Genomic DNA, 12633 nt, shown 5'->3' with positions numbered 1-12633 from the left:
CGTAATTGCGTCCCGCGCTGAGATTGGAGGGCTCGCGATGCACAGACCACGTCAGCATTTGAATATTCCTACAGAGATTGTTCGCACCGTCGTTGCGATTGCAGAGACCGGAAGTTTATCGAAGGCCGGGGAGCGTCTCGGCCTCAGTCAGCCGGCGATCAGTTCGCAGGTCAAGCGACTGCAGAGCCTGGTCGGCGGCGCGCTCTTCGTCAGAACGGCGAACGGCACCACGACGACGGAGCTCGGCAAGGTAGCCGTGCAGCAGGCAAGGCGAATCCTCGAAGCGAACGACCAACTGCTTCGGCTCGGCGGCAATCACGAAGGACCGCAGCCGTTGCGGCTCGGAATAAGCACGATGCTCGCCGAGGAATTCCTCAAGCTGCATCCGGCCGACGTACTCGCCGACGTGCTGGTTCACGCCGACATGTCGCCGATCGTCATCAGAGGATTGATCGACGGCTACATCGACATTGCCTTCGTCTACAGCAACCCTTCGCTGGAGAACGAACACGAGGTGACGATCGCCGCCGAGGCCGAAGAGCGCTCGGTTTGGGTACGGTCACGCGATTTTGTTCTGCGGCCGGGCGCCCCGATCCCGATCCTGGCGTGGCCGGGTGACGACTGGATGATCCGGACTCTCACCAAGCACAGCATCTCGTACAAGATCGTGTTCAGGAGCCCGAACCATCAGCTGCGACTCGAAGCTGCGCGGGCCGGATACGGCCTGACGGCGTGCCCCGAGCGGATGATCCCGTCCTCGCTGATTTCGGCGAAGGACTATTATCTGCCGGAGCTCCCGCTGCAGAAGCGGTTGTTGTGCGTTCGTCCGGGCCTCGAGGGAAGCCGCGCGACGGCGATGGTGCAGCGGTTGTCCAGCCTGTTCTTCAGCGGCGCGAAGCCGATGCGTCAGGTGAGCAACATGTAATCCGGCGCCGCCGGGCTCCGGCGGTACCGATCAGTAGTGCGGTGGGCGCTCGTTGGCGGGGCCCGGCGCCTGGCGTTCGGCTTCCTGAAGCCGGTCGCGCAACTGGGCGAGCTGGCGCGTCAGCGCGTCGATCTGCTTCCATTGTGCCGTGATGGTCTGGTTCAGCGTCTCGATGGCTTCATCCTGGTAGGTCAGGCGGACCTCCAGCGCATCGATCCGTTCGCTCAGCTTGGCCGCGTCATTCATGCACGGCGTCCTCGTGCCCACGCTCGCGCAGGCCGTGGCCGAGCGCGACCCGTTCGTCGAACACAAAGCAGTCGCCGCGCCAGCGGCTGTCCTGCGGCGGCGTTTGCTCGAGATATTTCAGGATGCCGCCTTTGAGGTGATAGACCTCGCTGAAGCCTTGCGCGAGCAGATAGGCGCTCGCCTTCTCGCAGCGGATGCCGCCGGTGCAGAACATTGCAATCCTGCGGTGCTTCGCGGGATCGAGGTGCCGCGCGGCAAATTCCTTGAATTGTCCGAAGCTCGCCATCCTGGGATCGACCGCACCTTCGAAACTGCCCATCGCGACCTCGAACGCGTTGCGGGTGTCGAGCACCATGATGTCGGGCGAGGCGATGAGCTCGTTCCAGTCGGCGGCATCGACATAGGTGCCGACCTGCCGCGTCGGATCGACGGTGGTGTCGCCGAGCGTCACGATTTCCTTCTTCAGCCGCACCTTGAGTCGCTGGAACGGCATCTGCGCGGCTTCGGAGAATTTCAGCTCGAGATTGTCGAGGCGGCCACCGAACAGCGGCCCGTGCCTGAGCTCCGCGACGAAGCCATCGATGGCCTCGTCGCTGCCGGCGATGGTGCCGTTGATGCCCTCATGAGCGAGCAGCACGCTGCCCTTGAGATCAAGCCCGGTGCAGAGCGCGCGCAGCGGCTCGCGCAATGCGCGGAAGCCGGGCATCGCGGCGAACTGGTAGAAGGCGGCGACCTTGAGGGGCATGGCCGGGGTTTATCAGGCCAGCCAGAGCGGCGAAACCCCGCAAAGCCATGCATTATCGGGATAATTCCTCTGGCATACCATGCATTGCCCTGCCGGGGACGAATGTGCCATGTACTTCGTATCCCCTTGGCATCCACCCGCCGCAGCGGCATCAGACCCTCACGATCAAGCGAGCTCTCCGTTATGAGGAACTTCCACTTCGCCGGCCGTTCCACGGTCCACGCCCAGAACGCGATGGTTGCAACGTCGCATCCGGAGGCGGCGCTGGCGGCCATCGAGGTGATGCGCGCGGGCGGCACCGCTGCCGATGCTGCGGTTGCGGCCTGCGCGCTGCTGGGCGTCATCGAGCCGCAATCGACCGGCATCGGCGGCGACTGCTTTGCGCTGATCCAGCCGAAGGGCGAGGGCAAGATCACGGCCTATAATGGCAGCGGCCGGGCGCCGATGGCGGCCACCGCCGAGTGGTATCTCGAGCGCAATATCCATTCGGTGCCGCTGACCTCAGCGCATGCCGTCAGCATTCCCGGCGCGATCGACGCCTGGGACGTGATCCTCCGGGATCACGGCAAGTTCGGCTTCGACCGGCTACTGCAGCCCGCGATCAGGGCTGCCGAGGAGGGCTATGTCGTCGCTCCGCGCGTCGCCTTCGACTGGAAGAACGGCTTCGAGAAGCTGAAGAACGGCACCAACACCGAGCGCTACCTGCTGCCGCATGGCAAGCCTGCGGTCGCCGGCGACGTGATCCGCCAGCCCGAGCTCGGCAAGACGTTGCGCGCCATCGCGCAAAAGGGCCGCGACGCCTTCTATAGCGGCGAGATCGCCGCCGACATGGTCGACACGCTGCGCGGTATCGGCGGCCTGCATACGCTGGAGGACTTTGCGGCGCATTCGACCGAGACGACCTCGCCGATCGGCACGATGTACAAGGGCTATGACGTCTGGCAGTGCCCGCCGAACGGCCCCGGCATCACCATGCTGGTCATGCTCAACATCCTGTCGCGCTTCGACCTGACCAAGTTCAAGCCGCTCAGCATCGAGCGCTTCCACCTCGAGGCCGAGGCGGCACGCATCGCCTACATGATGCGCGAGCAGCATATCGGCGATCCCCAGCACGTGCATGTCGACGTTGCCGGCATCCTCGCCCGCGAATTCGCCGACGAGCACATCAAGAATATCCGGATGGACCGGCTGCTCGAGCTGCCGAACGTGGCGCCGCCGATGAATCCCTCGACCGTCTACATCACGGTGGTCGACAAGGACCGCAACGTCTGCTCCTTCATCAACTCGATCGCGCATTCGTTCGGCTCGGCGATCGTCTCCAACAAGACCGGCGTCCTGCTGCAGAACCGCGCCGGCGGCTTCCGCATCCAGCCCGGCCATCCGAACTGCATCGCGCCGGGCAAGCGTCCGCTGCACACCATCATCCCGGCGCTGGCCACCAGGAACGGCCGCGCGGTGATGCCGTATGGCGTGATGGGCGGGCAGTATCAGCCGGTCGGCCAGACCCGCGTGCTGACCAACATGCTCGACTATGGCTGCGACATTCAGGAGGCGATCGACATGCCGCGCGGCCTGCATTACGAGGGCGTCTACCAGCTCGAGGACAGCGTGCCGGCGGAGATCGTCGAAGGCCTGAAGAAGATCGGCCACAAGACCACCAGCGTGGTCGCGCCGCTCGGCGGCGGCCAGGGGATCTGGATCGATTGGGACAAGGGCACGCTGACCGGTGGCTCCGATCCGCGCAAGGACGGCTGCGCGCTCGGCTACTGATCGGGATCAATATCAATCAAGGAAGGACGTCCGGGATGCAATCTTCACGACGCACGATCATCACGACTGCGTTCGCCGGCCTTGCGGCGGCAGTCTCCACGTCCGTTGCCGGCAGGACGGCAATGGCGCAAACCGTAGGAAAGCCCATGACCACAGCTTCAGGCCTTCAGATCATCGACAGCAAGGTCGGCACCGGCGCCTCGCCGAAGACCGGCCAGACCTGCGTCATGCACTACACCGGCTGGCTCTACGAAAACGGCCAGAAGGGCAAGAAGTTCGACTCCTCGGTCGACCGCAACGAGCCGTTTGAGTTTCCGATCGGCCAGGGCCACGTGATCAAGGGCTGGGAGGAGGGTGTCGCCACCATGAAGGTCGGCGGCAAGCGCACGCTGATCATCCCGCCGAACCTCGGCTATGGCGCGCGCGGCGCCGGTGGGGTGATCCCGCCGAATGCCACGCTGATGTTCGACGTCGAACTGCTTGGCGTAAAATAACCGGATGGCCGTGAAGTAACCGGCCCACCACAAGAGGGCGCAGCGATGAAGATTTCGATCCTCGACGATTATTTCGACACGCTGCGCACGCTCGATTGCTTCGGCAAGCTCGACGGCTACGACGTCACGATCTGGAACGATCATGTCCAGGACGTCGATGCGCTCGCCGAACGGCTGCGTGACACGGACGCCCTGGTGCTGATCCGCGAACGCACCCAGATCCGCACCCCGCTGCTCGAGCGGCTGCCGAACTTGAAGCTGATCAGCCAGCGCAGCGTCTATCCGCACATCGACATCGACACCTGCACGCGGCTCGGCATCATCGTGTCGTCGGGCCAGCACGCCGATACGCCGTCCTATGCCACCGCCGAGTTCACCTGGGGCCTGATCCTCGCCGCAATGCGGGCGATCCCGCAGCAGATGGCGGCGCTGAAGGCGGGGAAGTGGCAGATCGGCGTCGGACATACGCTGCGCGGCAAGACGCTCGGCATCTACGGCTATGGCCGCATCGGCGCCGTGGTCGCTGGCTATGGCAAAGCGTTCGGCATGAACGTGCTGGTCTGGGCGCGCGAGGCGGCGCTGGCGAAGGCGCGCGCCGATGGCTATGAGACCGCCGCCAGCAAGGCCGATTTCTTTGCCCGCTGCGATGTGCTGTCGCTCCATATGCGGCTGGTCGACGCAACGCGCGGCATCGTCAAGGCGGAAGACCTCGCGCGAATGAAAGACACCGCGCTGATCGTCAACACCAGCCGCGCGCCGCTGATCGAGCCCGGTGCGCTGGTCGACGCGCTGCGCGCCGGCCGGCCCGGCATGGCCGCGGTCGATGTCTACGAGAAGGAGCCGCTGCGCGACACCGCCGACCCGCTGCTCAACATGGACAATGTGGTCTGCACGCCGCATCTCGGCTACGTCTCGCGCGACGAATACGAGATTCAGTTCACCGACATTTTCGATCAGATCGTCGCCTACAATGCGGGTACGCCGACCAATGTCGTCAATCCGGACGTGCTCGCGAAGCCGCGCCCGCGTAGCTGACGGTGCCTTCAGCCACGGAAAAGACCGGCCCATCGGGTCGGTCTTTTCCTTCAATCAACAATCGGACGATCAGAGGTTCTTGTTCGCCACGTTGGCCGCGCGGTTGACTGCGTCCTTGGTGGCGTCCTTGACGTCGCCGACAGCCTTCTGGCCCTTGCCCTTGGCCTCCTGAATCGCGCCTTCGCCCCGCATTTCCTCGGACCCCGTGGCCTCGCCGATTTTCTGCTTGGCCTTGCCGATGGCTTCGTTGGCGGTGCCCTTGATCTTGTCGGTGGTGCTGCTCATGATGTTCTCCTGCGGTGTGTTCAATCTTCGGAAGGGCAACGCGGGGGCGCGATCAATAGTTCCGATTTTCTGCTCGCCTGCGCGTCAGCTTTTCGGTAGCGTTCCACGCACGAAAACTTGACCAACGAAAGCAAGAACGATGAGCGGTTCCCACGATCACACCCATTCCGACCACGATGATCACCATCACGACGACGAGCGCTGGAAGCACGACGGCGTCCGCGTGATTCCCGGCAATCAGCTCGATCCCAACGTGCCGTCGACCGCCGGCATGGACCGCAAGGCCGCGATCAACTTCGCCCGGGTCGGCGCGCAGAAATTGTGGGCAGGCACCGTCAGCATCAAGCCGGACGCCAAGACCGGCGCGCATCATCACGGTCATCTCGAAAGCATCATCTATGTCGTGAAGGGCAAGGCGCGGATGCGCTGGGGCGAGAAGCTGCAGTTCACCGCAGAAGCCGGTCCGGGCGATTTCATCTTCGTGCCGCCCTACGTGCCGCATCAGGAGATCAACGCCAGTCACGACGAGGTGCTGGAATGCGTGCTGGTGCGTTCCGACGGCGAGGCGGTCGCGATCAATCTCGACATCGAGCCGGTCGAGAAGCCGGAGAACGTGCTCTGGGTCGATCCGGTGCACCGGCATCCCGACGAGAAGAAATAACGTCGCCGCGCAGCCGCGACGAAGACAATAACAACAAAAGCAGGGAGGCCAGCATGACGCTCGTTCGTTACGAGAGCGCCGACCACGTCGCGACCATCACGATGGCACGCAGCGATAAGCACAACGCGCTCAACAACGCGTTGTGTACCGAGCTGCGTGACGCCTGGCTGCGGTTTCGCGACAGCGACGATCGTGTCGCGGTGCTGGCTTCGGCGGAGGAAAAGTACTTCTCAGTCGGCGCCGATGTTGGTGATCTTCCCGCCAACATGTGGCACGCCGTGCCCGGCCTCGGCGTCGAACTGGACAAGCCGGTGATTGCCGCGACATCCGGCTGGGTCGTGGGTGGCGCCTTCGTGCTGGTTCAGATGGCCGATTTGTGTGTGGCGTCGGAGACGACGCGCTTCATCTACCCCGAGGGAAAGATCGGCACCACCGCGGGCGGCGTCTCATCGGTGATGGCGCGGATGCCGCACAAGATCGCGATGGAGTTTCTGCTGATCGGCGAGGAGATGTCGGCGGAACGCGCCTTCCAGATCGGTTTCGTCAACAAGGTCGCGCCGAAGGGCCAGCATGTCGTGATGGCACAGCAGATGGCCGGCAAGATCGCGGCCAATGCGCCGCTGGTGGTTCGCGCCCTGAAGAAGCTCGCCCGTGAAGCCGTGCCGAAGGGGCCGCTGGAAACCGTCGCCGACGTGCGGCGGCTGCTCGACGAAGTGCGAGACAGCGACGATCTCAAGGAAGGCGTCAAGGCATTCAGCGAGAAGCGGACGCCGAGGTTCACGGGGAGGTAGGTTGGTGCGCCTGTTTCCTCGTCATTCCGGGCTCTCGCTTCGCGAGCCCGGGAATGACGGGTAGGGCGCCTACGCAAACACCCGGTGATCGATCGGCCCGTTCGGCACCACATAGCCGTAGCGCGTATGCGACGGCTCCACGCCTGCCTTCTCATACTGCGCCTTCATCATCGCGAAGCGGTCGCCCTTGATGTCGAGCATCGCGCGCTTCGGCTGGATGTTGTAAAGCCTCGCATTGTTGTCGCCGAAGATCGCCGTCTTCACCGGTCCATCGGCGGGCCCGAGCGGCGTGTAGCCGAACTTCTTCTGCATCAATTCGGGGATTTCCAGCCGCCGCAGGCCCTCGATCTGCCATTGCGGCGCGCCGGTCCACAGCGCGTCGGTGCCCCAGCAGACGTGGTCGACGCCAAGGCCCTTGATCAGGGTGCCCATCAGCGCGGCGCAGACATTGGGCTCGGCGACCAGCGTGGTCGCGAACAATTGCCCGACATCGCCGTAGACATTGTTGACGCCGTATTGCGCCGGGATGTCGGCGAGGTCGGAGGTCCAGGCGATCCGGCCGGTGCGCTCGAACTCGGCCAGCGCGACCTTGGGATCGCCCCCGACATGGCGATAGGCCGAGTGATAGATCACGAAGTTGAGCTGCGGCCAGTCCTTGGCCGCCTGGCCGACATCGGTAACGTCGGCGAAGCCGCGCAAATTCGGATACTGCTTCTCGATCCCGGGTGGAAACAGTCCCTTGTGCACGCAGACATTCTTGATGCCCGCCTTCACCATCTTCTCATAGCCCTTGTAGGCGACCTTCTCGTCGTCCAGCCGCCACGGATAGCGGCTGATCTCCTTGTGGGTGTTGTCGCCGATCGTGTAGCCCTTGCAGGATTGCGGCCTCAAGGCCAGCGCAGCATCGAGCTTGTCGAGCCAGCCGGGCTGCCCGGGCGTGAAGATCGCGTGACAGAACACGCGGCGCGAGCCGGCCTCGTCGTTGATCTTCTTGCGCGCATCGGCCATCTGCTCGTTGGTCAGGAACCAGTCCTGCTCGATATCCGACGGCGCCGAGGAGATCAGCGCGATCTTGGTGTCGGAATCGAGAAACATCTCCTTCTTGTAGTTGTTGAATTTCAGATCCTCGATGGTCTGCTCGTGATCATTGAGTTCCTTGTTCCAGCCGGCCTTGCCGACCGCCTTGCGCATTTCCACGAAGCCCATGATGCGGGTGTCGTCGCGCAGGAAATGCGTGTGCATGTCCATGATGAACTGGTCTTTCAATCCGTCGGCGCGCTCTTGCGCAATCGCCGGCGTTGCCGCCTCGGCCGGCGTCACGTCGAACAGCGGGCCATAGACCTGGTTCATCGCGACAAAGGAAGCGGCCATGCCGGCTGCGGTCTGGAAGAACCGGCGGCGATCGAGGCCCTGCTTGCCGCCGAGATCGTCGGCCATCGCCAGCAGACGCGCCTCGACCTCGCGCTGCCGTTCGTTCTGCGGATCGGGATAGAACTCGTCGCTGGAGACGATCTGGGTCGGAATCGGCGTCTGGTACTGGCACAGTTCGGAGGGCATCAAGGCGGCAAGTTCTTCGTCGGTGAGATTGCTGCTCATTCTTCGCTCCCGCATCTCGCCGGATATTTCCGGTCGGACCGCGGCTGAGACTATGACCAAGTCCGTCCGTCGTCCGCGCCGATCGCCGGAAACCGCGTTCACAAAATCGTGCATCAACTCCGCTGTCGTTGCGCGGAGCGTAAGCGACGAAGCAATCCATGCTCCCGCAAGCGGCGCCATGGATTGCTTCGCTTGCGCTCGCAATGACGGTTGTGAATGCTAGCATCGTGCAGTCCGGGGGGCGAACGAAGCCCCGTTGTTCCGAGGGGAGGCCAACCATGACGCCAGCAGATCATTCGCGGCGCACCATCATCAAGGGCATCGGCGTTGCGACGGCAGCCGGTGTGCTCGGCGCAGCGCCGGCGCAGGCCGCGACTGCAGTTCCTGCTGAGGGAGAAATATGGAGCAACGAATACTGGGCGAAGAAGGGTGACATCCCGCTGTGGATGTTCCGCAAGCGGATCGGCGCGCCGAAACCGGGCGAGCCGGCGCGGCCCGTGGTGTTCTTCGTCCACGGCTCATCGGTGACGTCGAGGGTGTTCGACCTCACGGTGCCGGGCAAGGGCGAGTATTCGCTGCTCAACGTCTTTGCGCGCTACGGCTTCGATTGCTGGACCATGGATCACGAGAATTACGGCAAGTCGGGCCGCACCTCGGGCAATGCGGATATCGCGAGCGGCGTCGAGGATCTGAAGGCCGCGGTCGAGGTGATCGCGCGCGAGACCGGCGAGCGGCGATATCACTTCATCGGGGAATCCTCTGGCGCGCTGCGGGCGGGTGCCTTCGCGATGGCCGCGCCCGAGCGCATCGACCGGCTGGTGTTCGCCGCCTTCACCTACAAGGGCGAGGGCTCGCCGACACTGGCAAAGCGCGCCGAGCAACTCGCCTACTACCGCAGCCACAATATGCGCACGCGCGACCGCGACATGATCCGCTCGATCGCGACCCGCGACAGGCCGGGCACGTCGGACCCCGCGGTGGTGGAAGTGTTGGCCGATGTCGAGATGCAGTTCGGCGACCAGATCCCGACCGGCACCTATCTCGACATGACCGCCAATCTGCCGGTGGTGCATCCGGAGAAGGTGCTGGCGCCGGTGCTGCTGGTCCGCGGCGAGTATGACGGTATCGCGGCCGTCCCCGATCTCGAGGAGTTCTTCAACGAGCTGCCGAATGGCGACCGGCAGTTCATCATCCTGCCCGGCACCGCCCATTCGGTGGCGCTGGCCATCAATCGTGAGCTGTTCTGGCATGTGACACGGGCATTTCTGACCATGCCGACGCCGATCGTGACCTGAAGCAGCCTGCGGCAGGACGCCGCAAGAAAAATCTGCGCGGCGATGTCGGGATCCGGCTATGTGGTTCGTCCTCGGGGCACAACCCCGCCAACAGGAGTTCTTCGCGTGGCCAATCCCAAAATGATCTTCGTCAACCTGCCGGTCAGCAACCTTGCCCATGCCACCGCCTTCTATGAGGCGATCGGCGCGACGAAGAATCCGCAATTCTCCGACGAGACCGCCTCCTGCATGGTGATCTCCGACACCATTTTCGTCATGCTGCTGACCCACGACAAGTTCCGGCAGTTCACGTCGAAGAAGATCGCCGACGCCAAGACCACGAGCGAAGTGTTGGTTTGTCTCTCCGCCGACAACCGCGACGCGGTCGACGGCTACGTGACCAAGGCGAAGGGCGCGGGCGGCACGGCCGATCCGTCGCCGAAGCAGGATTTCGGCTTTATGTACGGGCGCAGCTTCGAGGATCCCGATGGGCACATCTGGGAAGTGATGTGGATGGACCTCGAGGCCGCAACGAAGGCGCAGGCCGCGGCGGCCACCGCCTGAGCCGCCGCACGATGCATTAAGACAGCACCTCAGACTGCGGAAATGCCGTCCGGCCGGGCTTCGGTCATGGCCTGGGCGGCTTTTCTGCCTGTAGACTGGTCGGCTTGCCGGCAGCCTGGGACCGGAAAGTTCAGTTCGACCGTGGTGCCGCCTCCAGGCGTCTCGCAGAGGGAAACGGTGCCGCCGTGGGTGGTCATCACCTGGGAGACGATCGAAAGCCCCAATCCTGTTCCTTCCGTGCAGGTGTTGCCGCGCTTGAAGGGCTCCAGCAGCAGCTCGGGCTGACCGAGTTGGAGTCCCGATCCGTAGTCAATCACGCTCAACCGCGCTGGTGCTCCGACCTCGATGAGGACGGAGCCACCGGCGCTGCCGTGCGTCACGGCGTTTCGGATCAGGTTCGAGAGCGCGACGGCGATCGCGGTTTCCGAGCCACGCACCCAGACCGGGTGACGAGGCTCGGTGAACTCGATATCGCTTCCGTTCTTCAACGCCATCGGCACGTGTTCGGCCGCAACCCTGCGCGCGAGCGCCGCAAGATCCATCTCGATCAGTTCGGCAGGTTCCGCGGAGATGCGCGCGAGCTGGAGCAGCATGGTGACGATCGACGACAGCTTCTGGTTCTCGGCTATCAGCCTGGCGCGCAACGGAGCGTCCTCGACCTGCTCGAGTATGGTGCGCGCATTGGTCAAGGGCGTACGAAGTTCGTGTGCCGCGTTCGACAGGAAATTTCGTTGCGATTTCGACGCGACGTCTATTCGCGATAGCGCGCGATTGAAAGCCGCGACGAGGGGCAAGAGCTCGGCTGGTGCATCTTGTTCCGGCAATCGGCGGCCATCCGAAACCCCATCGATCATCTCGGCGGCCGCCGCGACGGCCCGGACGGGACGCGCGATGAGCGTCGGCACGAAAACCATCGCGGTAAACGCCGTCGCCGCCAGGACCAGGATGATGGGGAGCGCGACAATCGTCGCATCGGTGAGCATTCCGGTCGTCAGTTGCGCGGCCGTATAGGCCACGCCACCGGTTTCAATCCAGACCTCGCCCACAGGCGTATTTCTGACCGCCGCCATCTTCTTCAGATTCGTGGTTTCGCCGTCGAACGCGTAGGCGAGGAAACTCGTCCCGTCACGTGACGTCTGTGTCTTTTGCGGACGCCACTTCGGGATCGGGCCGTAGCTGACCTCTCCACTCTTGTCGGACACGACATACCAGAATGTCGGAAAATTGCGCGTGATCTCGTCCAGCCTCGAGGTCCGTTTGAGAGCCAGTTGCCCCGCCTCGTTGCGGATGACGGCTTCCTTCAATGCATCGGCGACGTCGGCGGCGGCCCAGGTGCCGTCATCGTCGCCGCCAAATCGGATCAGCAAGGCTGCCGCGCAGAGCAGCATGATGGTCGTCACGGCGCCTATCAGCGTCGCGGACAGCACCGCGATCGAGCGATGGACGCGCTTGAGCCTTTGCCACTTCAAGATCATCATTCGCCACTCAGCAGATATCCGAGGCCACGGACCGGTTTGATGACGACCTTGCAGTTGGCCGCGCGGAGGCGCCGGCGCAGCCGCGAAACGTGGGCCTCGATCGCGTTTGATTGAATCTCGTCGTCAAAGCTGTAAGCGGCAACTTCAAGGGTCTCCCGCAGCACGACGCGCCCAATGCGCCGGACCATCGCTTCCAGAATCGCCAGTTCACGACGTGGGACGACAATGGGCGCGTGATCGACGCAGACCTCGCGATTGAGGACGTCGTAGCTCAGATTGCCGATGCGAACGACCGCCCCTCGATCCAGAAACAGACGGCGCAGCACCGCCTTGGCTCGCGCAATCAGCTCGATCGGCTCGAATGGCTTGGCCACGTAGTCGTCCGCCCCACCGTCGAGGGCGCGAGCAATATCAAGGGGGTCATCAAGTGCCGTCAGCACGATCGTCGCGGGGCTGGGCTTCTGCTGCTTCAGGTCGCGCAGCAAGGCCAGACCGTCGCCATCCGGCAGTCCACGGTCGATCACCACGAGTTCAAAGCTTCGCACGGCGACTGCGGCGCGACCCTCCTCAAGCGTCGTGACCATGTCGGATGCGCCGAAGGCCGTAGCCAGGGTATCTCGCAGCCATGGCCCAAGCTGAGGGTCATCCTCCACCACCAGAACTCGCACCGCATTCTCCCAAGCATAAACCACGGCTTCTACCATTACGGACGGATTACAATAAGATTACGGCCGGCAATAAAACTGCGGTGTCCACACGAATGCGTTGA

Annotated in this window: 14 protein-coding genes; 8 read left to right on the top strand and 6 right to left on the bottom strand. The window is 63.7% G+C overall.

The features are described from left to right. The first annotated feature begins 37 nt into the window (after window positions 1-37). Complete coding sequence (locus ACVW1C_RS10385) at window positions 38-925, top strand: LysR family transcriptional regulator (RefSeq protein WP_456758338.1); 888 nt, start codon at window positions 38-40, stop codon at window positions 923-925. Window positions 926-955: 30 nt separating this feature from the next. Here ACVW1C_RS10385 and ACVW1C_RS10380 read toward each other — a convergent pair whose 3' ends face one another. Both ACVW1C_RS10380 and trhO read right to left on the bottom strand, forming a co-directional pair. Further along, window positions 956-1171 carry a SlyX family protein gene (locus ACVW1C_RS10380; protein WP_456758337.1) on the bottom strand — a complete coding sequence of 72 codons (216 nt, stop codon included), beginning with the start codon at window positions 1169-1171 and terminating at the stop codon, window positions 956-958. Continuing rightward, the gene (gene trhO, locus ACVW1C_RS10375; RefSeq protein ID WP_456758336.1) at window positions 1164-1916 is read right to left on the bottom strand and encodes an oxygen-dependent tRNA uridine(34) hydroxylase TrhO; all 753 of its coding nucleotides are present in this window, start codon (window positions 1914-1916) and stop codon (window positions 1164-1166) included. The genes ACVW1C_RS10380 and trhO overlap by 8 nt, the downstream gene beginning before the upstream one ends. 183 nt (window positions 1917-2099) lie before the next feature. On the opposite strand from trhO, the gene ggt reads away from it, so the two are divergent. Genes ggt through ACVW1C_RS10360 form a run of 3 tightly spaced genes read left to right on the top strand, consistent with a single transcriptional unit; the run spans window position 2100 to window position 5215 of the window. Beyond that, window positions 2100-3686, top strand: a complete 1587-nt coding sequence (gene ggt, locus ACVW1C_RS10370) for a gamma-glutamyltransferase (RefSeq protein WP_456758335.1) — start codon at window positions 2100-2102, stop codon at window positions 3684-3686. A 35-nt stretch (window positions 3687-3721) separates the two neighbouring features. Continuing rightward, complete coding sequence (locus ACVW1C_RS10365) at window positions 3722-4180, top strand: FKBP-type peptidyl-prolyl cis-trans isomerase (RefSeq protein WP_456758334.1); 459 nt, start codon at window positions 3722-3724, stop codon at window positions 4178-4180. A 45-nt stretch (window positions 4181-4225) separates the two neighbouring features. Further along, window positions 4226-5215 carry a D-2-hydroxyacid dehydrogenase family protein gene (locus ACVW1C_RS10360; RefSeq protein WP_456758333.1) on the top strand — a complete coding sequence of 330 codons (990 nt, stop codon included), beginning with the start codon at window positions 4226-4228 and terminating at the stop codon, window positions 5213-5215. Window positions 5216-5284: 69 nt separating this feature from the next. On the opposite strand, the gene ACVW1C_RS10355 is transcribed toward ACVW1C_RS10360, so the two are convergent. Next, complete coding sequence (locus tag ACVW1C_RS10355) at window positions 5285-5500, bottom strand: CsbD family protein (RefSeq protein WP_456758332.1); 216 nt, start codon at window positions 5498-5500, stop codon at window positions 5285-5287. Window positions 5501-5639: 139 nt separating this feature from the next. On the opposite strand from ACVW1C_RS10355, the gene ACVW1C_RS10350 reads away from it, so the two are divergent. Further along, window positions 5640-6161 (top strand): cupin domain-containing protein, encoded by a 522-nt coding sequence (locus ACVW1C_RS10350; protein WP_456758331.1) that lies wholly within the window; start codon window positions 5640-5642, stop codon window positions 6159-6161. A 53-nt stretch (window positions 6162-6214) separates the two neighbouring features. Continuing rightward, complete coding sequence (locus ACVW1C_RS10345; protein ID WP_456758330.1) at window positions 6215-6952, top strand: enoyl-CoA hydratase/isomerase family protein; 738 nt, start codon at window positions 6215-6217, stop codon at window positions 6950-6952. A gap of 69 nt (window positions 6953-7021) precedes the next feature. On the opposite strand, the gene ACVW1C_RS10340 is transcribed toward ACVW1C_RS10345, so the two are convergent. Further along, complete coding sequence (locus ACVW1C_RS10340) at window positions 7022-8548, bottom strand: amidohydrolase family protein (RefSeq protein ID WP_456758329.1); 1527 nt, start codon at window positions 8546-8548, stop codon at window positions 7022-7024. Between the two features lie 278 nt (window positions 8549-8826). Between ACVW1C_RS10340 and ACVW1C_RS10335 the strand changes: the two genes are divergently transcribed. Continuing rightward, the gene (locus ACVW1C_RS10335; protein ID WP_456758328.1) at window positions 8827-9843 is read left to right on the top strand and encodes an alpha/beta hydrolase; all 1017 of its coding nucleotides are present in this window, start codon (window positions 8827-8829) and stop codon (window positions 9841-9843) included. Window positions 9844-9963: 120 nt separating this feature from the next. After that, complete coding sequence (locus ACVW1C_RS10330) at window positions 9964-10386, top strand: VOC family protein (RefSeq protein WP_456725101.1); 423 nt, start codon at window positions 9964-9966, stop codon at window positions 10384-10386. Between the two features lie 29 nt (window positions 10387-10415). Here the strand turns inward: ACVW1C_RS10330 and ACVW1C_RS10325 are convergent, their stop codons facing one another. Both ACVW1C_RS10325 and ACVW1C_RS10320 read right to left on the bottom strand, forming a co-directional pair. Continuing rightward, window positions 10416-11861 (bottom strand): sensor histidine kinase, encoded by a 1446-nt coding sequence (locus ACVW1C_RS10325; RefSeq protein WP_456763044.1) that lies wholly within the window; start codon window positions 11859-11861, stop codon window positions 10416-10418. Then, window positions 11861-12532, bottom strand: coding sequence for a response regulator (locus ACVW1C_RS10320; RefSeq protein ID WP_456758327.1), 672 nt, complete (start codon window positions 12530-12532; stop codon window positions 11861-11863). Before ACVW1C_RS10320 ends, ACVW1C_RS10325 begins: the two co-directional genes overlap by 1 nt. Window positions 12533-12633 lie beyond the last annotated feature (101 nt).

The organism is Bradyrhizobium sp. USDA 4011 (genome assembly GCF_054063415.1).
The sequence above is the reverse complement of the archived record's forward strand: the minus strand, read 5'-3'. Positions and strand labels throughout refer to the sequence as shown.

What these genes read in the sequence shown, in the direction of transcription:
- ACVW1C_RS10385 (WP_456758338.1), top strand. Translation starts at nt 38, where the DNA reads ATGCACAGACCACGTCAGCATTTGAATATTCCTACAGAGATTGTTCGC.
- ACVW1C_RS10380 (WP_456758337.1), bottom strand. Translation starts at nt 1,171, where the DNA reads ATGAATGACGCGGCCAAGCTGAGCGAACGGATCGATGCGCTGGAGGTC.
- trhO (WP_456758336.1), bottom strand. Translation starts at nt 1,916, where the DNA reads ATGCCCCTCAAGGTCGCCGCCTTCTACCAGTTCGCCGCGATGCCCGGC.
- ggt (WP_456758335.1), top strand. Translation starts at nt 2,100, where the DNA reads ATGAGGAACTTCCACTTCGCCGGCCGTTCCACGGTCCACGCCCAGAAC.
- ACVW1C_RS10365 (WP_456758334.1), top strand. Translation starts at nt 3,722, where the DNA reads ATGCAATCTTCACGACGCACGATCATCACGACTGCGTTCGCCGGCCTT.
- ACVW1C_RS10360 (WP_456758333.1), top strand. Translation starts at nt 4,226, where the DNA reads ATGAAGATTTCGATCCTCGACGATTATTTCGACACGCTGCGCACGCTC.
- ACVW1C_RS10355 (WP_456758332.1), bottom strand. Translation starts at nt 5,500, where the DNA reads ATGAGCAGCACCACCGACAAGATCAAGGGCACCGCCAACGAAGCCATC.
- ACVW1C_RS10350 (WP_456758331.1), top strand. Translation starts at nt 5,640, where the DNA reads ATGAGCGGTTCCCACGATCACACCCATTCCGACCACGATGATCACCAT.
- ACVW1C_RS10345 (WP_456758330.1), top strand. Translation starts at nt 6,215, where the DNA reads ATGACGCTCGTTCGTTACGAGAGCGCCGACCACGTCGCGACCATCACG.
- ACVW1C_RS10340 (WP_456758329.1), bottom strand. Translation starts at nt 8,548, where the DNA reads ATGAGCAGCAATCTCACCGACGAAGAACTTGCCGCCTTGATGCCCTCC.
- ACVW1C_RS10335 (WP_456758328.1), top strand. Translation starts at nt 8,827, where the DNA reads ATGACGCCAGCAGATCATTCGCGGCGCACCATCATCAAGGGCATCGGC.
- ACVW1C_RS10330 (WP_456725101.1), top strand. Translation starts at nt 9,964, where the DNA reads ATGATCTTCGTCAACCTGCCGGTCAGCAACCTTGCCCATGCCACCGCC.
- ACVW1C_RS10325 (WP_456763044.1), bottom strand. Translation starts at nt 11,861, where the DNA reads ATGATCTTGAAGTGGCAAAGGCTCAAGCGCGTCCATCGCTCGATCGCG.